The 24,875-nt window shown below is 38.2% G+C and carries 21 protein-coding genes, 1 pseudogene and 1 riboswitch; of the genes and pseudogenes, 11 read left to right on the plus strand and 11 right to left on the minus strand.

Translation table 11 applies throughout. From position 1 onward, the window contains the following. Nucleotides 1–171 precede the first annotated feature (171 nt). The 5 genes and pseudogenes from MN204_RS18705 to MN204_RS18725 all read right to left on the minus strand — a co-directional run bounded on the left by MN204_RS18705 (nucleotide 172) and on the right by MN204_RS18725 (nucleotide 5,283). Complete coding sequence (locus MN204_RS18705; protein WP_249872616.1) at nucleotides 172–2,052, minus strand: ABC-F family ATP-binding cassette domain-containing protein; 1,881 nt, start codon at nucleotides 2,050–2,052, stop codon at nucleotides 172–174. Between the two features lie 533 nt (nucleotides 2,053–2,585). Next, nucleotides 2,586–3,056 carry a 6,7-dimethyl-8-ribityllumazine synthase gene (ribH, locus tag MN204_RS18710; protein ID WP_249872681.1) on the minus strand — a complete coding sequence of 157 codons (471 nt, stop codon included), beginning with the start codon at nucleotides 3,054–3,056 and terminating at the stop codon, nucleotides 2,586–2,588. A gap of 22 nt (nucleotides 3,057–3,078) precedes the next feature. After that, nucleotides 3,079–3,690 (minus strand): annotated as a pseudogene (gene ribB / locus MN204_RS18715) (3,4-dihydroxy-2-butanone-4-phosphate synthase); the annotation flags it as partial. Nucleotides 3,691–3,703: 13 nt separating this feature from the next. Beyond that, nucleotides 3,704–4,354, minus strand: coding sequence for a riboflavin synthase (gene ribE / locus MN204_RS18720; protein ID WP_249872617.1), 651 nt, complete (start codon nucleotides 4,352–4,354; stop codon nucleotides 3,704–3,706). Between the two features lie 172 nt (nucleotides 4,355–4,526). Further along, a riboswitch (FMN riboswitch) is annotated at nucleotides 4,527–4,674 on the minus strand. Nucleotides 4,675–4,785: 111 nt separating this feature from the next. After that, nucleotides 4,786–5,283: a peroxiredoxin family protein gene (locus MN204_RS18725; protein ID WP_249872618.1), complete on the minus strand. Its 498-nt coding sequence runs from the start codon at nucleotides 5,281–5,283 to the stop codon at nucleotides 4,786–4,788. Nucleotides 5,284–5,525: 242 nt separating this feature from the next. Here MN204_RS18725 and MN204_RS18730 point away from each other — a divergent pair, with 242 nt between their 5' ends. Further along, on the plus strand, nucleotides 5,526–6,515 hold the full coding sequence (locus MN204_RS18730) for a DmpA family aminopeptidase (RefSeq protein WP_249872619.1): 990 nt from the start codon (nucleotides 5,526–5,528) through the stop codon (nucleotides 6,513–6,515). Between the two features lie 61 nt (nucleotides 6,516–6,576). Here MN204_RS18730 and MN204_RS18735 read toward each other — a convergent pair whose 3' ends face one another. From MN204_RS18735 to MN204_RS18745, 3 genes are all read right to left on the minus strand, one after another. Then, nucleotides 6,577–7,485, minus strand: a complete 909-nt coding sequence (locus MN204_RS18735; protein WP_249872620.1) for an RluA family pseudouridine synthase — start codon at nucleotides 7,483–7,485, stop codon at nucleotides 6,577–6,579. Between the two features lie 109 nt (nucleotides 7,486–7,594). Beyond that, entirely contained in the window at nucleotides 7,595–7,825 is a 231-nt protein-coding gene (locus MN204_RS18740; protein ID WP_249872621.1) for an excisionase family DNA-binding protein, read from the minus strand. Between the two features lie 41 nt (nucleotides 7,826–7,866). Further along, nucleotides 7,867–8,145: a GNAT family N-acetyltransferase gene (locus tag MN204_RS18745; protein WP_249872622.1), complete on the minus strand. Its 279-nt coding sequence runs from the start codon at nucleotides 8,143–8,145 to the stop codon at nucleotides 7,867–7,869. 214 nt (nucleotides 8,146–8,359) lie between these two features. Here MN204_RS18745 and MN204_RS18750 point away from each other — a divergent pair, with 214 nt between their 5' ends. Further along, nucleotides 8,360–10,045: a methyl-accepting chemotaxis protein gene (locus tag MN204_RS18750; RefSeq protein WP_249872623.1), complete on the plus strand. Its 1,686-nt coding sequence runs from the start codon at nucleotides 8,360–8,362 to the stop codon at nucleotides 10,043–10,045. Between the two features lie 84 nt (nucleotides 10,046–10,129). Here the strand turns inward: MN204_RS18750 and MN204_RS18755 are convergent, their stop codons facing one another. After that, nucleotides 10,130–10,969, minus strand: a complete 840-nt coding sequence (locus MN204_RS18755) for an alpha/beta fold hydrolase (RefSeq protein ID WP_249872624.1) — start codon at nucleotides 10,967–10,969, stop codon at nucleotides 10,130–10,132. A gap of 925 nt (nucleotides 10,970–11,894) precedes the next feature. On the opposite strand from MN204_RS18755, the gene MN204_RS18760 reads away from it, so the two are divergent. Beyond that, on the plus strand, nucleotides 11,895–12,767 hold the full coding sequence (locus MN204_RS18760) for an AAA family ATPase (protein WP_249872625.1): 873 nt from the start codon (nucleotides 11,895–11,897) through the stop codon (nucleotides 12,765–12,767). Nucleotides 12,768–12,782: 15 nt separating this feature from the next. Then, a complete protein-coding gene (locus tag MN204_RS18765) occupies nucleotides 12,783–14,696 on the plus strand; it encodes a vWA domain-containing protein (protein WP_249872626.1) in 1,914 nt (637 codons plus the stop codon). 77 nt (nucleotides 14,697–14,773) lie between these two features. Here the strand turns inward: MN204_RS18765 and MN204_RS18770 are convergent, their stop codons facing one another. Then, nucleotides 14,774–15,802, minus strand: a complete 1,029-nt coding sequence (locus MN204_RS18770; protein ID WP_249872627.1) for a PTS sugar transporter subunit IIC — start codon at nucleotides 15,800–15,802, stop codon at nucleotides 14,774–14,776. 503 nt (nucleotides 15,803–16,305) lie between these two features. Here MN204_RS18770 and MN204_RS18775 point away from each other — a divergent pair. From MN204_RS18775 to MN204_RS18785, 3 genes are read left to right on the plus strand one after another with little or no spacing between them, the layout of a single operon-like run. After that, a complete protein-coding gene (locus MN204_RS18775) occupies nucleotides 16,306–17,049 on the plus strand; it encodes a DeoR/GlpR family DNA-binding transcription regulator (protein ID WP_249872628.1) in 744 nt (247 codons plus the stop codon). Between the two features lie 2 nt (nucleotides 17,050–17,051). Further along, the gene (pfkB, locus tag MN204_RS18780; RefSeq protein ID WP_249872629.1) at nucleotides 17,052–17,963 is read left to right on the plus strand and encodes a 1-phosphofructokinase; all 912 of its coding nucleotides are present in this window, start codon (nucleotides 17,052–17,054) and stop codon (nucleotides 17,961–17,963) included. 38 nt (nucleotides 17,964–18,001) lie between these two features. Continuing rightward, nucleotides 18,002–19,864 carry a PTS fructose transporter subunit IIABC gene (locus tag MN204_RS18785; RefSeq protein WP_249872630.1) on the plus strand — a complete coding sequence of 621 codons (1,863 nt, stop codon included), beginning with the start codon at nucleotides 18,002–18,004 and terminating at the stop codon, nucleotides 19,862–19,864. 462 nt (nucleotides 19,865–20,326) lie between these two features. Here MN204_RS18785 and MN204_RS18790 read toward each other — a convergent pair whose 3' ends face one another. Next, on the minus strand, nucleotides 20,327–20,542 hold the full coding sequence (locus tag MN204_RS18790) for a DUF2187 family protein (protein WP_249872631.1): 216 nt from the start codon (nucleotides 20,540–20,542) through the stop codon (nucleotides 20,327–20,329). Nucleotides 20,543–20,864: 322 nt separating this feature from the next. Between MN204_RS18790 and MN204_RS18795 the strand changes: the two genes are divergently transcribed. The 4 genes from MN204_RS18795 to MN204_RS18810 all read left to right on the plus strand — a co-directional run bounded on the left by MN204_RS18795 (nucleotide 20,865) and on the right by MN204_RS18810 (nucleotide 24,641). Further along, nucleotides 20,865–21,248 (plus strand): SLAP domain-containing protein, encoded by a 384-nt coding sequence (locus MN204_RS18795; RefSeq protein WP_249872632.1) that lies wholly within the window; start codon nucleotides 20,865–20,867, stop codon nucleotides 21,246–21,248. 228 nt (nucleotides 21,249–21,476) lie between these two features. Beyond that, entirely contained in the window at nucleotides 21,477–22,181 is a 705-nt protein-coding gene (locus tag MN204_RS18800) for a nucleotidyltransferase domain-containing protein (protein WP_249872633.1), read from the plus strand. A gap of 399 nt (nucleotides 22,182–22,580) precedes the next feature. Next, nucleotides 22,581–23,213 (plus strand): response regulator transcription factor, encoded by a 633-nt coding sequence (locus MN204_RS18805; protein ID WP_249872634.1) that lies wholly within the window; start codon nucleotides 22,581–22,583, stop codon nucleotides 23,211–23,213. Between the two features lie 171 nt (nucleotides 23,214–23,384). Then, nucleotides 23,385–24,641 carry a TraB/GumN family protein gene (locus MN204_RS18810; protein WP_249872635.1) on the plus strand — a complete coding sequence of 419 codons (1,257 nt, stop codon included), beginning with the start codon at nucleotides 23,385–23,387 and terminating at the stop codon, nucleotides 24,639–24,641. The last annotated feature ends 234 nt before the right edge of the window (nucleotides 24,642–24,875 follow it).

The raw sequence follows: 24,875 nt of genomic DNA on the forward strand, positions 1-24,875 counted from the left end.
GGATCATGGTGCAGCGTTGTTGCTCCAGTATTCGAAATCGAGGGACTGAATGAATGGGGAGAAGGCTGTTATAATCGCTTATAACAGCCTTTTTTCCTGATTGAGCAGATGATATGATGCTCTAAAACTAATTAAAAACACTGAGCCTTTAGTTTAGGTCCATTCAGATTTTTAATTATTGTTTTCTGTTTCCTCGACAAGAAGTGAAAGCTCTTCCCAGCGTTCCATCTTCATTTCAAGCTCCGCCTCGGTTTCCTGCTGTTTTTCAAAAAGCTTTTGCACTTGTTCCGAGTCACTGCCAGCATCTATTATTCCTTGCTTGAGTTCTTCTACTCTCGCTTCCAAATCCGTAATCTGTTCTTCAATGGTTTCCCATTCACGTTGATCATTATAAGAAAGTTTTTTCTTTTGTTTCTTTGGTCTTACACTATCTTTCTCGGGTTTTGGCTCTAGGCTGACTTGTTGTTGCCGTTGCTCCATATACGCACTGTAATTGCCATGGAAAAGATTCGTGTTTCCTTTTCCATTGAAGACAAGCAAACGCTCTGTAACCCGGTCTAAAAAGTAGCGATCGTGGGAGACTGTAATCACTACCCCAGGAAAATAATCCAGATATTCTTCCAGAACACTCAATGTTTGTGTATCCAAATCATTTGTAGGCTCATCGAGGAAGAGTACATTCGGTTCCGTCATGAGCACTTTCAGCAAATAGAGTCTTCTTTTCTCTCCACCGGAAAGTTTTCGAATATACGTCCACTGATCAGCACGTGAAAACAAAAAACGCTCCAGCATTTGTTCAGCAGTAATCACCTGATTGTCTTTTGTATGGATGACTTCTGCCACTTCTTTTATATAGTCAATGATGCGCATGGTTCCATCCAGTTCTCCATCACCTTGCGTGTAATAGCCGATTTTCACGGTTTCTCCTATTTCTATTTCACCCGCATCAGGCTTAATCCGGTTTGCCATTATATTCAGTAATGTTGTTTTTCCGGAACCATTTGGACCGATGATTCCAAGACGCTCCCCAGGTATTATTAAATGGCTGAAATCATGTAAAAGAACTTTTCCCTCATAGGATTTGCTAATATGTTTAAGTTCGATGACTTTCTTTCCCAACCGGCTTGATCCTACTTGAAACTCAAGATGACTTTTCTTTGTATCAAACGTTTCCTGCTTCATGTCTTCAACGCGTTCAATTCGTGCCTTTTGCTTTGTTGATCTTGCTTTGGCGCCACGTCTGAGCCAAGCCAATTCGCGTTTTAGCGTATTGTTGTGCTTTTGTTCGCTACTAATTTCCAATGCTTCCCTTTCTGCTTTTTTCTCCAGAAAGACTTCATAATTGCCTTCATACGTATACAGATTACCTTTGTCCAGTTCATAAATTCGGTTTGTAACCCGGTTTAGAAAATATCTGTCATGCGTTACTAATAGCAATGATCCTTTATAGGATTGCAAGTATTTTTCCAACCATTCGACCGTCTCATTGTCAAGATGGTTTGTCGGCTCATCCAAAATCAATAAATCTGCAGGCTGTATGAGCGCTTTGGCAATGGCTACCCTTTTCTGCTGTCCACCAGAGAGTTCCGTAATCTTCCTGCTAAAGTCCGTAATACCCAGTTTGGTCAACACGGTCTTAGCGGCAGTACTTGCTTCCCACGCTTCCTCCTCATCCATTTTCTGCTGCAGTTGCATGAGCTGGGCTTGATAGTCACTATTTTCCGCATCCTCTTGCAGCTTCAATAGGGCTTCTTCGTAAGAACGCATCAGCTTCATAATTGCCGCTTCCCCATAATAAATTTGCTCGATGACAGTTAAATCTGGATGTAAAACAGGTTCCTGTGCCAAATACTCAATCTGATAATCTTTTGCATGTTTAATCGTACCTTTTTCAGGTGATTCCAATCCAGCTATGACTTTTAGAAAACTTGATTTCCCTGTTCCATTAACACCGATCAGCCCGATTCTTTCCCGGTTCGCAATGGTAACGGTAATGTCATTAAAAAGAATCTTTTCGCCATAGGATTTATGTAAATTTTCAATTGTAAGCATAAATAAAACCTTCCTCGCACTTTATTATTAGCGACTAATTCTTATTACCCGTCCGATTCTTTATAAGCGTCTTAACAATGATAACGATTAGAAATAGCAACCAGGAAGTAACTAGATAAAAAATGATCTTGCTTGGTTCATTCATTTCTGAAAAGAAAGAGGCCATTCCTAACCATACCATAATTACTATAACCAGTTGTCCTACCAATAACTTAATTTTAATCTCCTCCGTTCTTGAAAATCTCCTACCTTACAGTTTATCCTACCACCATCTATTTTTCCATTATCAAAAGCGCAAGCGCCCGTTAAGGGACGTACGGACTGGACTGAGCCGTAGGAGATAAAGGAAACACGGCGACCGGAGGGAACCGATGTTGACTTATCGTACGGAGGTGAAGGAAGTCTCGCTAGTCCCTGGGTGCTGGAGCTGGACGTCGCTGTTTAGGTGTAAGAATTAATTGCTGCCAGATTTTATACTTCTTACCCATTTAAAAAGTCGGGTAAGCACGTTTGCCTACCCGACTTATCTATCCTTAATTCTCCAGTTCCCTTACCATGTTTGCCATCTCAATGGCAGTAACAGCTGCATCTGCGCCTTTATTCCCTGCCTTTGTTCCGGCACGTTCGATTGCCTGTTCGATTGTTTCTGTTGTTAAGACACCAAAAATGACTGGTTTACCTGTTTGCAAGGATGCATTGGAAACACCTTTTGCTGCCTCATTGCAAACAAAGTCAAAATGGGGTGTAGACCCTCTAATTACCGTTCCTAATGTAATAACAGCATCGTACGTATCGTTATTTGCCATTTTATGTGCAATCAATGGCAGTTCAAATGCACCCGGTACCCATGCAGTATCAATGTTTTCTTCATTCACACCATGTCTCTTCAACGTATCTAATGCACCGTCCAGCAATTTCCCTGTAATGAATTCGTTAAATCTCGCAACTACTATTCCTATTTTCAAATCTGTTCCTACAACATTTCCCACATACGTTTTTCCCATTTGGTTCATCTCCCTAGTTATGAATTAAGTTTTTCTGTTTTTTTATATAGGTAATTAAATCTGCAATCGTAATTAACTTGAGATCAAATTTTTCTGCCATTTCTTCTAAGTCAGGAAGCCGTGCCATTGTGCCATCTTCCTTAATAATTTCACAAATCACACCGGACGGAAAGCTGCCACTTAAGATTGCCAAATCCACAGCCGCTTCGGTATGGCCGGGGCGAGTCAAGACACCACCATCTTTTGCAACAAGTGGAAATACGTGTCCAGGTCGCTTAAAATCTGTTTTAGTTATGTTTGGATCTGTTAGAGCCTGAATTGTTTTTGATCTTTCTTCCGCACTAATTCCAGTAGTTGTATCTATATGATCAATCGAAACCGTAAATGCGGTTCCTAAAGGGTCTGTGCTTTTATCGACCATCATCGGAAGGCCGATTTTTTCAGCAAGATCCGCTTGAATTGGCGTACACACTAAACCTTTGCCATGTGTAATCATAAAATTAATGACCTCAGGTGTCGTTTTTTCGGATAAAGAAATGAAATCTCCTTCATTTTCTCTATTTTCATCGTCAACTACGATAATTGGCTTTCCTGCTTTTAGGTCTTCTATAGCAAGCTCTATTGCATGAATCATTTTCCTTCCTCCTTTACATGAAACCATTCTTTTTTAGAAAATCTTGGTCAATTCCTTCTTCTTGCTTCATTCCTTGGCCACGAAGCATATGCTGAACATGTTTGGCAAGCATGTCACATTCGATATTTACAATGTCACCCTTATCTTTTCCTCCGAGTACCGTTTCTGATACGGTGTGGGGAATTAGAGAAATGGTAAATACATTTTTATTTACGCCGAACAGTGTCAAACTTGTACCATCCACTGTTATCGATCCTTTGTGGAGTAAGTATTTCGCTAAAGCTTCTGGAATTTGTATATCATAATAAATTGCGTTTTCCTGTTTATGCTTGTCGATAATAGTTCCTGTACCATCCACATGACCTGAAACAAAATGACCTCCAAATCTTCCATTTGCAGCCATTGCCCGCTCCAGATTTACTTTTGAACCTGGTTTCAGCATTTTCAAAGAGGTCGATTTAATTGTTTCCGGCATAGCATCAACATTAAAGCTATTATTGGAAAAACTTGTTACGGTTAAACAAATGCCATTAACGGAAATGCTATCCCCTATGTTCATATCTTCAATTATTTTTTTGGAGCCTATCGTCAGTTGAACGGCCTGTTCGGAAACGTTCTGCATTTTTTCCACAGTGCCCATTTCCTCAATAATTCCTGTAAACATGTATGTCATCCTTTCTAAAATACGTTTTACATTTCGGATATTAAAAAAGCCCCTGAAAATAGCTTCAGGGGCTTAAGGTTAGAATTTTATTTAGCATAAAATAGTCACTGGTAATCTTGGCATATCATAAAAATATGCAAAAAGACTCCGCTACTATTGGACTGCGTTCCTAAAATCCCTTCTCTCATCCAGACTTTAACTGTCGGTTCTGGATTTGCACCAGATCCACCGCTTGGTTCGAAAACCGCACGGGTCACGGACTTAGAAGCAAGTGCTTCATTACCGCCGATTGGGAATTTCACCCGACCCCGAAGGAATATACGTATTAAACTTTTTTTAGTATAACACTGACAATTAGGATATACAATCATATCGTCTCGAAATTGAAGTAAAACCAAAAATTAACAACACCTATTCTTGTATACTTTCTCTTAATCCATCTTCTCATAGTCGGCAATCATTCGTTCATAATTCATCGCACCATAAGCTTTATGACGTATGATTCCTTTTGAATCGATCATATATGTCGTAGGAATCGGACTTATCCTGTACAGTGTCGAGACTTTCCCTAGTTCATCCATCAAAATCGGAAAAGTTAAGCCATTCTCGCCTACAAATTGTGTGACCTGATTTTTATTTCTTTCCATATCCGTTAAATTTATTGCCAGTACGATGGCTTCTTTGTCCTCATAAAATTTCTGCATATCAGGCATTTCTTCCCTACACGGTGGACACCAGGTTGCCCAAAAGTTCAGCATGATTCGTTGCCCTTCGAAATCAGATAGCTTAACGGTTTCACCAGCCATCGTCATCAATTCAAAGTCAGGTGCTTTATTTCCAATCTCTGTACCGGTCGTTTCTGCTGAAATTGTTCCAGCGGCACAAAGAAGTATGCCAGTAAATAGTGCGATCATCAGTAATTTTTTCATTCGTCAGTCTCCTCAAATAAATAGTACGTATAGTTTCCCATAGTTGCTCCGTTACATTCAAAAATAGTCCAAAAATATGGGATTTGCTATAATAGAGGATGTTAAAAAGCCCAATAATAAGGAAACATCAAATCACACACGAATACAGGAAATATTACTTCTAAAATGAATTGGCAAGGAAAACAGGGAATGATACGATAAGCTGCAAATCCAATCCATCTTCAGGTCAAAGGAGAAACAATATGATATTGCAAAAAGGTGAAAACAATTGTATTACGGATGTTAATGAAGTAAAAGTAGGGCATGTTACCTTACATGAGAAAATTGATGAGGAAAATACGGTATGTACTGGTGTAACCGCTATTCTTCCGCATTCAGGCAATTTATTCAGGCAGAAGCTCCATGTCGGATGTTCGGTTATCAATGGCTTCGGAAAAACTGCCGGACTTGTGCAAATTGAAGAACTTGGCCTACTGGAATCACCTATCATGTTAACCAATACGTTCAGTGTTGGCTCGGTTAAGCAGGGTGCATTAACGTATATGCTGGAACAAAATGAAGAGATTGGTGATACAACTGGAACGATTAATATTATTGTTGGTGAATGCAATGATAGTTTTTTAAATAGTATACGGATTCAGGCAATCACACCTGACCATGCTGTTGAGGCTATTAAAAATGCGACGAACCACCCTGCAGAAGAAGGCGCGGTTGGGGCTGGAAAAGGAATGCAGTGTTTCGGTTATAAAGGTGGAATTGGAACGGCATCCCGTATTGTTTCTTCTGATCAGGAGGAATATACAGTTGGCTGCCTCGTTGTAAGTAATTTCGGTAAAAGTGATGATGCATTATTTGCCGACTGGAAAAGAAAAAATCAGGACACGCCCGATGGCTCTATCATGATGATTATCGCTACCGATGCACCACTTTATGATCGGCAGCTAAACCGACTTGCAAAACGTTGTGCTGCTGGGCTGGCACGAACCGGAAGCAATATAGATCATGGCAGTGGTGATATAGCAATCGCTTTCTCAACAGCTAACAAACATCATCACAAAGCTAATTCTGTTTTTGAGTCAGTAACATTTATACGTGATGACCACCCGATTATGAATCAGCTATTCCAGGCAGTCGTTGAATCAACAGAAGAAGCGATTATCAGTTCATTAAAACATGCCGAAACAACAGAAGGCAGAAAAGGGCGAGTCCTGGAGAAAGCTCCATTTAAGTGAACTTCCCGTTAATATAAAAATAAAGGTGAGGCACAAAAAGCGCCTCACCTTTTTCTTATATTTAACTTGATTTAGCCAAAAAAGACTGTGGTACATCTGTTTGAAACAACAATAGCTCATTTGTCGTCGGATGGTTAAATGACAGTACTTTTGCATGCAAACCAAGTCGCCCAATCGCTTTGTGCTGCTTGGATCCATATTTTTTGTCCCCAACAACCGGGTGGCCAAGATCCTGCATATGCACGCGAATTTGATTTTTGCGTCCTGTTTCTAGCTGAACTTCCAATAAAGAGAATTCTTCATTGGCCTGAATCAATTGGTAATGTGTTATGGCGTGCAAGCCATCATTTGGAGTTTGGCTAGAATACATTAAATGTGTCTTGCTTTCTCTCAGCCATGAAGAAATATAGCCTTTTTCTTTTGTAACCTTCCCTTCAACCAATGCAACATACGTACGTTCTTTTACAATCTCTTTCCAATTGTCCTGCATTTTCCGTTTAACCTGTTCACTTTTGGCAAACATCATGACGCCAGATGTATCCTTATCCAATCGATGAACGACGAAAACTCTATTTTCAGGATTTTCCTTTTTAACATAATCCATCAATTGGTGAAGTGCTGTCTGGTTCTTTTCCTTCTCTGTTGCAATCGATAATAAACCAGCTTCTTTATTGATCACGATGATGTCATCATCTTCATGGATAATGGACATCCCAATTAGCACATCTTGTTTAATAGCAGCTTTATTTTTTAAAATGGTGACTGTCTGACCAGGTCGCAACATGTAATTATATTTTGTTTCAATATGATCATCAATCGTTACTTGACCTCTTGCTAAGATGGATTTGACCGAATTTCTGCTTCTATTAGACATGACATTAAGCAAAAAGGTTAACAGTTCTAGAGGTTCCTCTACGACATACTTTAGTGACTTTGCTTCTCTTCTATAATTTGAGTTTTTCTTAACCATGTTAGCTAGCTCCTTAAATAAAAAAATGTTAAGATTAGCCGGATTTACATATCCAGCTCATATCCTAACATTAGATGGAATTTATTTGAAATGCAAATTTAAGTCTATATTAGTCTTCATCCTTCACATCGACATCTTCAGGTATCGGCTCATTTAGGTATTCTTCAATCATGTGGCGATATTTTTCAACCTGTTCGAAGTGCGTGGTAAATTGTGCTTTATTTATAAGGTACTGTTCCCCATCATGGATAGCGCGAATACGACCCTGCAGTATTAAAGCTGATACTTTTGTTTCTTCCATCGATAAATATTCTGCGGTTTCCTGAATAGACAAGTACATCAACCTTCAGCACCTTTCCTATTTTTTAACACAAAAACCCATTATTTGCTTAAAACATCGTGATATTCTTCGTTTTTTTCAATTTTATCTTTAGCATATGGACATAGAGGCAGGATTTTCTTTCCTTGTTCTCTAGCATATAGAACTACATTTTCAACTAACTGTCCAGCTATACCTTGGCCACGAAGGTCATTCGATACGTAGGTATGATCTATGACTAGCCTTTCCTCCCCAGACTCCACAAAAGTTATTTCTGCCAATGGATTCCTAATGTTGTCTCCTACATAGAATTTATTTTCACCTTTGTTGATAGTAGCCATACTATTCCTCCTAAATAAATTGAGAATCTTCCATAATATTATACTCTATTTAAATGATGATTGAAATGAAACTTAGCTAATTTAGCATTACCAAAAGTCTCCACTAGCATCTTTTAAAGTGGAAAAACTTAACATTGTCTTAATATTCTCCTGTTATAATTAGTAAGGATCGGTACAAATGGACTACTACATATTAAAGGAGAAACTTTCAATTATGAAACTATTTTTCAGTAATTTACTTTCAAAAGCAAGCCTACGTATGCGATTGTTGATACTATTTGTATCTTTACTCGTGATTTCAATCGTTACCGTAGGTGCAGTTACATATATACAAGCAAAAAATATAACATTGAACACCATTGAAGACAGACTAACAAGAGAGACACAATTAATGGGCTACATAGCTGAAAACCTTCATTTTCTCTATGTAAGTGATGAGTCCTATTTTATGCAGCAGCTCAATGTGAATGTCCGGACACAGCAATATCAGCTTGATGAAGATGGAATTGAATCTCATTTTTTCTATATTGTCGATAATGAAGCTGCTCCTTTTACGGTAAGTGCAGATTCCTTGCCAGCTATTTCAGATCGATTGATTACCGACATTACAGAAGAACAAAATGGACAATTCAGCAGAATGATTGATGGTGAACAATACACGATTTCCTTCCAGCAAATGGACGAGATTGGTGGCATTTACGTGTTGCTTGTACCAAATAGTTCATTTATGACACCTGTTACAAGTATGGGATCTTACATCATTACAATTATTATAGCGAGTATCCTGATCACTACTATTTTGCTGACGCTTTTCGTACGGACGCTAACGAATCCACTTACCGTGCTTCGCAATACGATGCGCGAAGTTCGAAAAGGTAATCTTATACAAGCACCTGAGCCGAAGACGACATTGCCGGAATTTGTTTCATTGCATAAAAGCTACGACGCGATGATTGATCAAATGAGAACGATGCTTCATGAACTGAAGAATACGACAGTTGAACTGAACCATACAGGCGAAGATTTGAAGAATTCTTCCAATAGTGCGCTTCAATCAAGCCACGACCTTACAGAATCAATCGATATCGTTAAACAAGGAGCAGAACAAACTGCCAGTAGTTCAGAAAACAGTGTATCCAGTTCCATGGCAATGAAAAACAAAACGGAAATCATGATGCAAAATATGGATAATGTGTTCGCAAACGCGGAGAGCATGAATACGTCCGCAGTAAATGGCGAAAAAAATATATCAAAATTAATTACGACTCTTCAAACATATGAAAAAGATTTCCGTGATTTAACGGAAACAATTCAGCAAGTAAATGATTACTCCCTATCTATTTCAAAACTGGTTGGATTGATTCAGGGCATAGCAGAGCAAACAAAATTATTGTCCCTTAATGCCTCGATTGAAGCTGCTCGTGCAGGTGATGCCGGCAAAGGGTTTTCCGTTGTTGCAAATGAAGTTGGAAAGTTGGCTGAACAGTCCTCCACTGCAGCTTATGAAATAACCAATGCCATCTCTAATATGGAAGAGATTACACATGATGCTACAAAAGAATTTAAACAAATGCAGAAAAAAACAATTACCAATTTAACGATAGCGAATGATTCAAAATCCTCTTTTGATGATTTGATGAAGGAAATTGAGGAAACGACAAGAAAGCTTCAGCATACGAAGGAAGAACTGGAGGAGCTTAAAAAGGAACTCCCTAAATTGGAACTATCGGCAGAAGACTTTGCATCTATCTCACAAGAAACGTTGGCAAGTGCGGAAGAAATGCTCGCAAGCAGCGAACATCAATATAAACAAACGGAAAACACACATGAAATTGGTTTAAAGCTTATGAATATATCAAACTCTTTATCTCAGATTACAAAGCAATTCACCGTGAATTGACCGTTTTTTTGTTTTCGTTACCTTCAAAAAGCCGCTTGATAAATCATGCGGCTTTTTGACATGGTTAAATTTTGTAAGATCCTTTTATCCACTGAGACCTCTTAAATCAGTATGAATAAGAATTTGTTCATAAATCTCTTTCGTTCTCTCTTCTGTTACTAAATGACCAGTTTTTTCAAAAGTAATTAACTTCGCATTTGGCAGGTCTGCTTCTAAACGTTTACCTACCCCTACTGGAACAACTTTGTCTTCTTCACCCCAAATTAGTAATGCTGGTGTTTTGACTTCTTTCAGTTGATTAGCATTTAAATCACCTTCCCGATGCCGCAGCAATCTTACGAGTGATTTATAAAAATTTTCTTCCTTGAGCGGACCTTCAAATTCCCTTATATGATCATCCGTAATTAATGCTTGATTGTAAAAGACATTTTGCAGGCTTTCTCTAACATCCCTTCTGGTCACTCTTCGTTTAACGGCTATATTAAATAATGGCAGATAGGAGCATAAAATCATTAAGCGGTTAGCACTTTTTAAATATCCGGAACTGCTCAGCAAGATCAGTCTGTTTATCTGTTCAGGTATTAATCTTGCAGTATATAAAGCAATTTGTCCCCCCATGGAATGGCCGATAATACAAACATTCTTAAGCCTGAAATAATCAATGCATTCAGCTACTATTTTGGCATAATTTTCGTAACTATACACAAAAGACATTGATTTTTCGCTCCTCCCAAAGCCAGGCAAGTCTAAAGCAATAATTGAAAAATGCTTTGCCAGTAATGGGATAAGACGGTTGAATGTGTAGGTGGAGGATACAAATCCGTGAACAAGTACAAGTGGAGGTTTCCCGTTCAGAATATATTCACAATATATTTTTACATTCCCTAAAAGAAGCATTGTTCTTGAATAGTTGCTTTGATTCATTATGTCACCTCATGATTTCATGTCAACTATCCCCTATTATTTCCTTTAACCAGGGAAACATGTGAGGGAGATTATGGCTTCCTAGTTAAATTTCTTATTTAGAAAATAGCAGTCACTATTTTCATCTACCCTGCTCTCTTCAATATGTAACCACTTTATTAATTTTTTTTTACATTTCTCATCTTTATCCTGGTTCTTCTACAGGCTGGCATTTGGATAAAGTATGAAACATCACTTTTATCAATAGCTCAACTTTTGCATGGTGAAATTGACAGATAAGTATTGGTAGAATGAAGAGGGTGAATCACTGCTTATGTTGACTTTAATTAACTGTTAGGCTTTCATCGCAGTTGATATAAAGACGTAACTTCAATGTTAAATGTAAAGCACACTTGTAATGGAAATAGTTTTTCATGCAACCGCAGCCCGTATACACTTCGCTTTCCACGGGCGGCTGGTGAGCCCCTTCATGCTGACGCATTTCAGTGTCTCACCTATGCCTTTCCTCCCGTTGGAGTCTCCGTGTATACGGGTTGCTGGTATGGGAGTTTTTCAATAACTATCAATGATTTAACTTTCCTATAAACCCATAATTTTATAAAAAAAGACACAATTTTTTTTCGTAATTAGCTATTTAGCGCTATTGCATGTGAAATAATTGGAAGCAATCTTCTAACCAGCTCTGGGAAATACACGGAGACTTCTGCGGGAGAAAAGGCATCGGTGAGACAGCGCAGCGCTTTAGCGCAAGTTGGCTCACCAGCCGCCCGCGAAAAGCGCAGTGTATTTCCCAGAGCGATAGCCGAAGATACTTATCCCGCATCACAGCTTATATCAAATCCAACGTTATTAAGTTACTTCTTAGTATTGGACTTTTGTTTTTATAACAAATCAGGACTACAATAGTTACGAAAGGAGTTTTACAATGATCCATAACTATAATTTACCCACAAATATAAATGAACTTTTAAATTCCAAACGAAATAAGAAAGATACATTCCAGGAATTAATCAGACAAGCTGGCTACGTTCCTCCTGAAATGGACTTACTCACGGATGCCATTTCGGCTTTAAGTATGGGAAAGAATATTTTACTAAAAGGTCCAACCGGGGCTGGTAAGACGAAGTTCGCAGAGACATTGTCTTATTTATTCAACCAGCCGATGTTCAGTGTCAACTGTTCGGTTGACCTGGATGCTGAGAGCTTACTTGGCTTTAAAACATTAGCATATGAGGATGAAAAACAAGTAATCGAATTTATCCCAGGTCCTGTAATCAACGCGATGAATGATGGAAACTTCCTATATATTGATGAGATAAATATGGCTAAGCCGGAAACGTTACCATTGATCAATGGTGTGCTTGACTATCGCAGAACGATCACGAATCCATTTACAAATGAAATCATTACTGCAAAAGATGGTTTTGGAGTGATTGCTGCCATTAATGAAGGCTATATCGGAACAGTCCCACTGAATGAGGCTTTAAAAAACCGCTTTATCGTCATCGAGGTGCCTTATATTGAGGGAGAACAATTGAAACAGTTGATTCAAACAAGTACAGATTTGACTGATGATCGTATGATTAATCTTTTTGTAACATTGTCGGGTGATCTTATTACTGCTGTCCATCAAGGTAAACTATCCGAAGACGCCGCATCCATCCGTGCGCTGCTTGATGCTTGTGATTTGAGCACGATCATCCCACCAAGACGTGCAATTCTCCGCTCTATCATCGATAAGCTGGAAGAAGAACGGGAAAAAGAATTTGTAATGAATTTGACAGAAACTTTATTTTAGATAGGAGCATGCTGGATGTATCGTTTCCATGACTCAAAAGTAGATACAAACCTTTTTATGCAATTACAGGACTTGGCTACCGTTCTATCCGGCAATCCTGATTTGGATTTTGAACATAATTACGGATCATTTATTGATCTGTCCGACAACAAAGTGACCGGCAGCCGATTCTGGGATAAATTAAGTACGGATGTAAAGGAAGCAGGGCTGAAAACAGATGTCATCTTACGCACAATCGGAACGTTGCATTATTCCGATGTGCCATCTATGAAGGCATATTTGAAAAATATGAGTGAAATCAACCTTCCTAATTTTTCGAGTCAATTATTCGCACTTTTGGAGGATATAAGACTGGAGGAAATTATAAAAATAGAGCGTCCTGGCACTAAAAAATGGTTCAATGTCCGCAGAAATCATTTAAAGCATTACTTTGAAAACCAATTATCCGCAACGATCACGAGAGGGTTACCTACAGATGAATTATTTTGCCTGATCTATTTACTAATACAATCGGATAATCCTGATCCGGTTTTCCCGCGGGCGAATACGAACCAACTTCGCCAACTTGACCAATTGAAGCCACTTATTTATTCCGTATTTGAGGCAAAAAGTACTGAGGATATCTCAAGCATAGCTGAACAAATTACATTCCGAATTAACTTGAATTATCACGATTCTGTCAATCGATATTTTATTTTTCCAATCGGTCATATTGAGAATTACACCAAAAACACGCTATTTGATGAACTGACACGGACCGATGAATTAGTTAATAATGACCAGGAAGAAATGGATGAGGAGAAAAGTGAATACTTTGATCAGGAATTCTCCACTTGGCATCGGGAAAATAAAAATGGCGACCGCAAGCAAAACTTCCTGCAATTCGAACTTGAGCAAGGGACAAAAACAAGTATGATGGGTGGCGGAGCAAGAGAAACGGAAGATGCGGACCAGGCAATGGCTTCCATACAAGGAGCTTCGGGTGAAAGCAAGGAGAAGGATTATTCCAAAATGGAAGCTCTGGATAAACAAGAAGAAAGTCCTGCCATGCAAGGGAATGAGAGTATTTATGGGGAAGAAAATAAAGATGCAGTCCATCTTGTTAAAATGGCGGAAACTCCTTCTAACGCCGATATGAACCACTATCAGGAATTTGTTAAATCTATTGAAGCCTATAAACGAAAGCTTGCAAATACAATCAAAAAAACGATCGAGCATAAGAAAAATACACCAAGAAAAGATCTAGCTGTCGGACGTTTATCGAAGAAGTTGCTTCCTCTCTTTCTTGAAGAAAATCCGAGAATCTTTTATAAGAAAAATCACGAATCAAAGGAATTCGATGCTGTATTTACGTTGCTTGTCGATTGCTCTGCTTCCATGAAAGGTAAAATGGAAGAAACGAAAAGAGGAATTGTTTTATTTCATGAAGTCCTAAAAGATTTGAATATCCCCCACTCGATCATCGGTTTCTGGGAGGACGCCAACGAGGTGAAAGGAAACTATCAACCGAATTATTTTCATGTTATCCATTCCTATACAGACTCCCTCTATCAAGATAATGGCGCCAAAATCATGCAACTCGAGCCCCAGGAGGACAATCGGGACGGTTTTAGTATTCGTGTTGTTACGAAAGAACTCGAAGCAAGACGTGAGAAGAATAAGTTTCTGCTCGTATTTTCTGACGGTGAACCGGCAGCATCCGGATACGACCAAAATGGGATTGTCGATACACATCTGGCAGTGTCTGAGGCCCGAAAAAAGAAAATCGATGTGATTGGAATGTTTTTGGCAGATGGGGAAATCGGTGAAAGAGAAGATGATACGATGAAAAATATATACGGTAAAGAACGAGTTATGGTTCCAACTGTTTCGGAACTTCCGGAGCAATTTACACCGCTGTTGAAAAAACTGCTCCTAAAAGCAATTTAGAAAAAATCGTAAATTTTAGTTCTGTGACATTAGAAAAGGTACAGCATCGGATGCTGTACCTTTTTGAATAATACTCGTTATTGGATTTCCATATGCAAATCCCCTGTTTTTGCCCAACCTTTTAGTTTCAACGCTTGATAGACGACTACAGAAATAATTGCCGGGGCAATAACACCGACTACAAGATACATTAACATAACACCAGGTCCTTGATTTGCCAGAATATTAATAGGCGCAATAAAGGAATTTAGACCAAGCCCTGCTAATTCATAGGGTACTTGGAAATCAAAGATTAGGATAGCAATTGGCGCACAAATGATGGATGAAAGAAATGGACCTGCCACCAGACGCGGATTCTTAACGAGATTTGGAACTTGAACTTTCGGTGTAAGGAATGATTGGGCAATATTTGCACCTGCATCATTTTGTTTCAATGACATAGCAGTCCAACCTGCAAATTGTGCCGTACAACCAATTAATGCTGCAGCACTTGATACCGGATCAAGCTGCAAGGCAATCGCAATTGCCGCAGAAGATGCAGGCGACATAAGGAAAATGCTCCACACAAGTGCAATAACAATCGATCCAACAAAAGGTGAACCATCAACTGAATTTGCAATATACATACTCAATTGTTCCAATAAAGGCGTGGTCACAGCTGCCAGTCCGACACCGGAAACCCCTCCAGCAAATGTTGCTGAAAATGGAATCGAAAGCATGTCCAGTTTTGTTTTTCCAGCCACACGCTTTCCTACCCATATTGCAATTACTGCAGCGAAAACCGCACTAATCGGCTGACCTGTCGTCAACACCCATGCACCATCAGCATTCATTGTCAATGCATTCGCCCCCACAGTACTCGAAGCCATTGCACTGAAAATAATCAATGTATTCCCACCAAGCTGATAAGCAATACCAGCTCCAATAGCAGGTGCAAGCATTAATTGTGCTGCCTTACCTACCGTAAGAAAACCTTCCCAACCTGTAAATGTCCCGAACGTCTCAATTAGAAGGCCGATTCCTAGTGTTACTAATACTGCATTCGCAAGTCCTTGCGAGGCTTTATACGTACGATCAATAATATATTGTTTCGTTGACTGTTTCATTCTCGGTTTCCCCCTAATTTTCCTATTTCTTTTTTTGGGCAATAAAAAAACCCTTCCGATACGGATGGGCACTCCTGCAAATTATTAACGTCTGAGCGCCTTATTTAATAAACAATAAAGTGGACTCAAACAGATTCCATTTTCATGGCGTTTCAGTCCTATCAGCATAATAATAAGTTAATAGTTAATATAGATGATTGCTCTTTCGACTTCATGGTGAATGCCCCTCTCTTAATTGTAAATTGTTATTATAATAAACCTATTTATAATTAGAGTCAATAAATTTTTTATTCTGATAAATTAAAGCGTTATCAAAATGGAATTCATAAAATGGAGTGTCAAAAAATGATAGTCGAGCCGCTCATAAGCATTAACCCATTGTTTAAAATGTCACTTAAGATGGAATTTTGATTCTCAATAGCTCTTTTCTACCGATCTTATGAATGTTTTTGATTGTTATTGGTTGTTTTTGGTGGTATTATTACTATTATAGGAGGGATAAAATGATAACGGAAGAACGATATTCTTTCATTTTAGAACAGCTAAATGAAAGCGGTATAGTGAAAGCAAATGAACTTATGGTGTCGCTTAATTGCTCTGAGTCTACAATCCGAAGAGACCTTGCACAACTGGAGAAATCGGGTGCACTCGTAAGGATTCATGGTGGAGCCAAGAAAAACTATCAACTGGATAAAGAAATGTCCTACAACGAGAAAACGATCAAAAACATTCAGGGGAAAAATTCAATTGGTAAATATGCTGCTTCTCTCATAATCAACAATGATGTCATATATATGGATGCCGGGACGACAACCATGGCTATGATCAGTAATATAAAGGCTGATTATATTACTGTGGTAACAAATGGAATACTTCACGCTTCCCTGTTGGCGGATAAAAATATCAATACTATCCAGCTTGGGGGAAAGGTAAAAAATACAACGAAGGCAATAATCGGTGCGACCAGTATAGAAGAACTGAAAAATTACCGCTTTACAAAAGCATTTTTAGGAATTAATGGTATAGATGTCTCCTATGGTTGCACAACTCCCGACCCGGAGGAAGCAGCTTTAAAGAAGCTGGCTCATGAGCATTCAGCGGTAACCTATGTTTTGGCAGATGAAAGTAAATGGGATAAAGTCAGCTTCGCAAAAGTTTGTAGACTGGAAGAAGTTAAAATTATTACTGACTCCCCACTAAAAAACCTGAAATACTATCAGGAAAAAACAACAATACTGGAGGCTTAACAATGATTTTTACGATTACTCTTAATCCTTCCATTGATTACGTAATCCCTATTAAGAATCTAAAAATTGGTGAGCTAAATTATATGGAGAGCGATCTAAAACTACCTGGTGGAAAAGGAATTAATGTTTCCCGTATATTAGCAGAGCTTAATATAGATTCAATAGCTCTTGGATTTTTAGGTGGATTTACAGGAGAGTTCATCTCAAAGTGGCTGGAAAAAGATAGTGTTAAGTCTGACTTCATTCGTATAGAGGGAGAAACGCGAATTAATCTCAAAATTAAATCAGATTACGAGACAGAAATTAATGGACTTGGTCCTAACATTAAAAAAGAAGAAGCAGAGCTACTACTGAACCAAATTAAAACCACCACAAGTAATGATACCGTTATCCTATCTGGTAGCAAACCACCATTTTTACCGGGTAATTTTTATACGAAAATCATTGAAATAGTAAAAGCAAACAAAGCCCAATTCGTAATCGATACAACTGGCGAAGCATTAAAATCTGCCTTACCATATGGACCTTTACTTGTAAAACCAAATCTGCATGAACTGGAACAACTATTTGAAGTTAAACTTAAAAATCAGAGAGATATTATTCATTACGGAAAAAAACTACTTGAAGCGGGCGCTAAACATGTCATTGTCTCTCTCGCAGGTGATGGAGCTTTACTTGTTACTAAGGATGGAATCTATAAAGGAACAAGTCCAAAAGGTACTGTGAAAAACTCTGTGGGTGCTGGCGACTCCATGATTGCTGGATTTATAGGGGAATTTTCACATAGTTTCGATCCTCTGGAAGCTTTTAAGATGGGAATAGCATCGGGCAGTGCTACCGCTTTTTCAAACGACTTGGCCAATAAGGAGCTAATCTTATCGTTAATTCCAGAAGTAAAAGTTTCCCGTCTCTAAATTTTAAAGTCTGAAAATACAAAAAAGGACTGATAGATATGAAAATTACTGATTTACTTTTAAAGGATATTATGATTATGGACATGCAATCTACTGAAAAAGAGCAGGCAATTGATGAAATGATAGGCAGCCTTTATAAAAATCATATTATTAATAATAAAGAAATATTCAAGGAAGCCATTCTAAATAGGGAATCTCAATCATCGACAGGTCTTGGCGATGGAATTGCTATGCCACATGCTAAATCGAAAGCAGTCAAAAAACCAACAGTACTTTTTGCAAAAAGCAATAAGGGTATTAACTATGATTCACTGGATGGTCAGCCTGCATATTTGTTTTTCATGATAGCAGTCCCCGAAGCAGCTAATGATACACATCTGCAAACGTTGGCAGCATTGTCAAAAATGTTAATCGATGCGGATTTCGTTAATCAACTAAAGCAAGCGGAAACTCATGAGGACGTTCATGTACTTTTTAATAAAACGAGGGAAAATCCAGAAGAAATAACTGTTGAAACATCAGAGAATTCTTCATCAAAAAGACCCTTTATCGTTGCTGTAACTGCCTGTCCTACCGGCATTGCTCATACCTATATGGCAGAGGACGCTTTAAAAAAGAAAGCCGTTGAAATGAATGTAGACATTCGCGTGGAAACAAATGGGTCTGATGGAGTAAAAAATGAATTAACTGCAGATGAAATTAAAAGAGCTGATGCAGTTATAGTTGCAGCCAGTAAGAAAGTTGAATTGCATCGATTTAATGGGAAGAAACTTCTGAACAGACCAGTAAGTGAAGGTATTAAAAAAACAGAGGAATTAATTACAAAGGCAATTAATCAGGATGCCCCGACTTATCATGCAGAGCAATATAAAGAGAGAGCAAGTAGTAAACCGAAATCAAAAACGATCTTAGGTACCATCTATAAAGACTTAATGAATGGTATATCTCATATGCTGCCCTTTGTAATTGGTGGCGGTATTCTAATGGCTATTTCATTCTTGTTCGAAAGTGTATTAGGAAGCGACAGTGAGACTTTTACTTTTTTGAACGAACTTGGCAGTAATGCATTTAACTTTCTAATACCTATCTTTGCAGGATTTATTGCAATGAGTATTGCAGATAGACCTGGTTTAATGCCTGGTATGGTTGGTGGCTTGATAGCTGTTAATAGTGACGCAGGATTTATAGGTGGTTTGGTTGCCGGTTTCCTTGCTGGATATATCATTATTCTATTAAAAAGACTATTACATGGTTTACCAAGGTCACTGGACGGTTTAAAGTCAATTCTTATATATCCTGTGTTGGGACTTTTATTAACAGGTATTCTAATGTATTTTATATTTGGACCGATTTTTGCTGGTATAAACACTGTAATGGTAGACTTTTTACAAGGACTTGGAACTAGAAACGCTGTAATTGTTGGCGCACTTCTTGGAGGAATGATGGCAATTGATATGGGGGGCCCATTCAATAAAGCAGCATATGCCTTTTCAATTGGAATTTTCACAGACACTGGTGACGGCAGTTTAATGGCAGCTGTAATGGCTGGCGGTATGGTTCCACCACTGGCTATCGCATTATCATCTACAATCTTCAAAGAAAAATTTAACGAAGATGAACGCAAATCAGGTGCCACCAACTATGTTATGGGACTTTCATTTATTACAGAAGGTGCTATTCCATTTGCAGCAGCTGATCCATTAAGAGTTATTGGTTCATCCGTAATCGGCGCAGCAATTGCTGGAGGATTGACACAGCTATGGAACAGCGCAATTCCAGCTCCTCATGGTGGTATATTTGTTATTCCTTTAGCTGAGAATGCACTCTTCTTCCTCCTTTCACTCGCAATAGGAACTGTCGTTGCCGCAATTATACTTGGTTTTTGGAGAAAGCCCGCTTAATGAACAAGAGCTTAAGAGCCCGTTTTGCGATGTATGGACTGCCTGTGCCGCACAGCTGGTTCGGACGTTGACTTGCACCAGAGGAGTTTAAGTGCGACTATACCTTTAGCAAAGCCAGTTGGTAAGTCTACTTAGTCAGATTATGATGTGAAGTAAGTCTCGCTATAGCTTTAGTGTTCTCGCTAGACCTAGCAGTTTTTGTAAGTCAATGAGCTGTGAGCTGCTGAATAAAATTTATACTTATCCAATAAGTAAAGGAGCATCTCTGCATTAATTTTTGCAGAAATGCTCCTTTATTTTTGGCTGTTAGGGAAAGTAGAGTACTTTTCTATCTGCATAAGCGTAACGAAGGCTGTTTAGAATTTTAGAAAACTTGGAATCAACCTAAGCGTTTTTGGGCAAATGCCTTAGTTGGACTTATGCAAGTAAGAAAGGCCTGATGACAACCACGTTTTCTAACACTTACTTTTGCTTCTTATAATTTTTATGATGAACAACTGTCTTTATTGGCTCGCCGGTCACAGGATGTGATCCTATTTTAATGATTACAGAGTTCTCCCTTACAGTTAGCACCGTTCCTTTTTTGCCTTTTTGTTCACCCTTAACTACCTGAATCGCATCTCCTACATCTGCTTGTTTCGTAATCGCCTTCGCTTCTACTACTTTTTCTTCTTCCATTTTAAATCCTCCTTGCTACTTAGTTGTGATAACGTTGATGATGATTTCAAATTATATATTAATCTTCCACAACGAACGATTACTAATTCATCCACTAATAATATTAACATAACTTTACATACTACTCCCGATAAAGTGACACTTCACGCGCCGTTTTTATAGTTGGAAAATTTTTCTTCTCTAAACTCTTTTCGAAAATTTCTCCACTTTAAATTGGTTCATTTACCGATTTAGCCTGTCTTACTTAATTCCTTATCATAAACATTTCTGCTAATTCATGGTATAAAGGATATGCAGAAGAATTATAGTAGAGGTGAAAAACATGCAAAAGCTAGCGTTTGAACCATCCTGGGATAAAGCCTTACCAGCTAAAGACCGGCAAATTATTGAAGAAGCTTTTCAAAATCACAATATAGCAAATGAGCCAATTATCGAACTTACTCCATTATGGCAGGCACGGAATTACCGAGGTGAATTATTAATTACTGTTCTTGTTCATAATTTCAGTCATGACGTGTTTTCCTTTAACAACACGAAGCTATGTTATATCGAAAATGAAGAAATTATTGCCCAACATACGTTTACGATACCAGCATTAACGTTAAATCCGGAAATAAGTATGCCCTGGGCTTTTATATTTCCAGTCGAAAGTATCGTGAAAAAAGCAAATTTGGAAAATGGAAAGCTGGAATTCATTCATCCATAGTATATACATGTACAACGCTGTTCCTTCGCCATATAACTACTATTCCATGAGTTAATCCGTTATTTCCACTCTCCATAAGATTCCTGTAATCCATATATGTATCATGGATATTCTTAGTCATGCACCCAATGGATATTGTTTCTTTCCTGCCGCATGTCACTTTTTTTGATGTAGTGAATACAATGTGATAGGTCTGGTTTAGTATGATTTACAGGAGGAACGTGCAGGATGAAAATGTCTCCAGCAGCGGCTGCAAAAAAATGCCTTGATCAATATTTTCCTGATTGCGAAGTTGCTTTCTTAGCCGGGAGCAGTGCCCGAGAAGAGCTAACAGAGCATTCCGATATAGACATCGTTATTATTGACAATACACAGAGTTCTCCCTTCCTTCAATGTCTTCATTGTTTCGATTGGGACATGGAACTGTTTGTTTTCAATAGAACATCCCTATCGTTCTTTTTTGACATTTGTCGCACAGAAGGACTACCAACGATTCCCCATATGTGTGTGGAAGGTACTATTCTAAAAGACGATGGATCTGCAGTGGATATCCGAAATGAAGCTAACGAATACTTGGAGGACGGCCCTGTAAAAATGAATATGGAAAAGGAAAACTATTTACGATACACCATTACCGATTTACTGAATGATTTAGACAGCTCCATCCGTCCGGAAGAAAAGATATTTACCGCAATTAATCTTTTTGAATTGGTCTCTGAATATGTACTGAAAATAAACGGCCACTGGCTTGGACATGGTAAATGGATGTATCGATCTTTACGCAAATGTGATCAAACCTTCTCCGATCAACTTTTAGACGTGTTCCATATATTCATGAAAACAGGTGACAGCAAGCCATTTAGCACCTTGGTTGATACAGTATTGGAGCCTCAAGGAGGAAGGCTTTTTGGAGGATATAAAGAATTCTTATAGTATACCTCTTTTTAGCAAGCCACCCGACGGTTTTGCTTTTTTTATTTTTACTGCATACAGATTATCCATAACAAATCAATTAGAAAATTAAAATATTCCCCAAAGTCTTCTGAGGGAATACCTAAGTTCACTTATGCAGGTAGTAATTTTATACTTTTCTACCTGCATAAATAATCCAAAGGTCAATTCATTATGACATTTAATTCACCCTTCTAACTTTTTGAAATAATAGATATATTATATTTAGATTACATAATTGTGTTAATTTGAAGGGAAATGCCGTAAAGCCTTGAGAATCGTATTTTTTAAAGATAAAATTATCATTAATAATTATATGCTTGCTGTTTCTTACAGCCGAAGTCTATTGTTAACTCAATTATGGGATAGGAGATGAGTAAATTGAGTACAATAACAATCTTAAATGGAAAAAAAATACTACCGAATAATTTTAATCATTCGCTAATCAACAAAACAAATTACAATATAACACTTTTAGGTCCTGCCAATATCAGTTTTTTATATAAAGAAAAATATACGGCTGATAATGACCTTATCCTTTTAGATATCACAAGTAATATCGATTTGGAAAAGCTGATTACCTTTTACTCAAATTCGAAAGTTAAGATCGGTGTCATCATTTCTGATGATGAGGTAGTTCATTTGGCTCCACTGCTAAGATTGGATATAGATGGATATTTCCATGCCGATATGGATGTCAATGAAATTGTTTCAGGAATCGATCTTATTGAAAAAGGCTATACATATGTACATCCTGAATTGACGATCATGCTTCACCAAGAATATCTAAGACTTTACAATACAATCCGTCATCGACCTGAAGGGTTGCTAACACCTAGGGAGTGGCATGTGCTTGCGGAAATATCCAAAGGCCATAGTAATGAAATTATTGCCGCGAACCTCTCTATTTCAGATAAAACCGTCAAAAACCATGTAACATCAGTCTTAAGAAAATTAAACGTTAAAGATAGAACAAATGCTATGTTAGTAGCAGTAAAAAATGGATGGTTATAGGTAAACCAAACCTACAAATGATCCTATTGTTGAAGATGATTGCTTACTTTAAATGTAAACAATCATCTTTTTTTTCATATTATGATCACTATTGTGAATAAGAAAAAAATAATTCATAATATACTATGAATTGATTTTGAATATTGTACATAAATAAGGAGCTGCTGTATTATGTCACGACGATGGATGAATTTATTAATGATGACGATGATTTTTATTTTCAGTGCCTGCCAATCAGACGAAACAATTGCCTTTTCTGATAAACATTTGGAGATGGCCATCCGGGAAGAGATTGGTAAAACGGAAGGAGAACTGTATTCAAAAGATTTTACGGAAGTCACGATGCTTAATCTGTCTGGGTCAGGAATAAACAAACTTGACGGCATGGAAGCGCTCGACGATTTAGAGATATTATTGCTACAGGATAATAATATTTCCGACTTCTCTATCTTAAAAGAATTAGACAGTATGGAGGAAGTTAATGTAACTGGTAACCCAATTGAAAATGATGAGGAGCAGCAGGCAGTATTAGAGGAATTAAGAGAGCTGGGAATTGTTGTTGTCTTTACAGAAGAAGCTCAAACAGAAATTGTCGGAAGCCCTGATGGACCTGGTGGTTTTTTATGGAAGGTTGAAAATGGCAACACCACTGTATATTTGCAAGGTACCGTCCACGCGGGAACCCAGGATTTCTATCCATTACATGAAAAGATTGAACAAGCATACAGAGAATCTGATGTTGTTGTACCAGAGATTGATATTACACAAGTGAACCCTTTTGAAATGCAAAACATATTAATGGAAATTGGTGTCTATCATGATGGCAGCACAATTAAAAATCATATCAGCGACGAGCTTTACGCAGAACTTGATAGTACGTTGGAGGAGTTAGGTTTACCTATGCAATTATTGAAAAGCTATAAACCATGGATCCTATCTTCAACTATCCAACAGCTTATGACGGAACAACTTGGCTATGTTTATGGTGTCGATGAATATTTTTTAAGCAGAGCAGCTGAAGATGGCAAGGAAATCATAGCTTTGGAAACTGCCGAAGATCAGCTGGGTATTTTTGCTGACACATCTCCAGATTATCAAATTAAAATGCTGGAAGAGTCTTTAATAGATATTGAGGAATACGATCAGGAAATGCAGGAGTTGTTCACCCTTTATTTAGAAGGGGATGCGGATAACCTGTTAACTGCATTAATGGCAGAGGACGCCGAAGCGACAGAGGAAGATCAGGCGTTTATGGAAGCTTTAAATGATAATCGTAACTACGATATGGCAGACACAATCATCGAATTTCTCGAGGAAGACAGCGGCCAAACTTATTTCGTCATTGTCGGCAGCCTGCACCTCATCCTTGAACCACATGTCATCTCCATCCTTGAAGAACAAGGCTATCCAGCAGAACATGTGCATTAGGACAAGAGGGCAAGATTCTTATCCGGATAGAACTAGTAGCAAAGATATATATGGAGCGCTTTAAAATTGTATTGCTCGTATGGGAGAAGGATTCACAAGTTTAAATGAGATTAGCAGATGTGTAGAAACCGTTTCTTCATTTTATAATTGGGCTAGGACAGAGCGGACGTTGTATCTGTCCTACTTGCCCTTTTTGATAGGAGCCCCATAACGGACAGTTGAACCACTTTCCTC

Source organism: Oceanobacillus saliphilus (genome assembly GCF_023522835.1).
Classification (GTDB): domain Bacteria; phylum Bacillota; class Bacilli; order Bacillales; family Amphibacillaceae; genus Oceanobacillus; species Oceanobacillus saliphilus.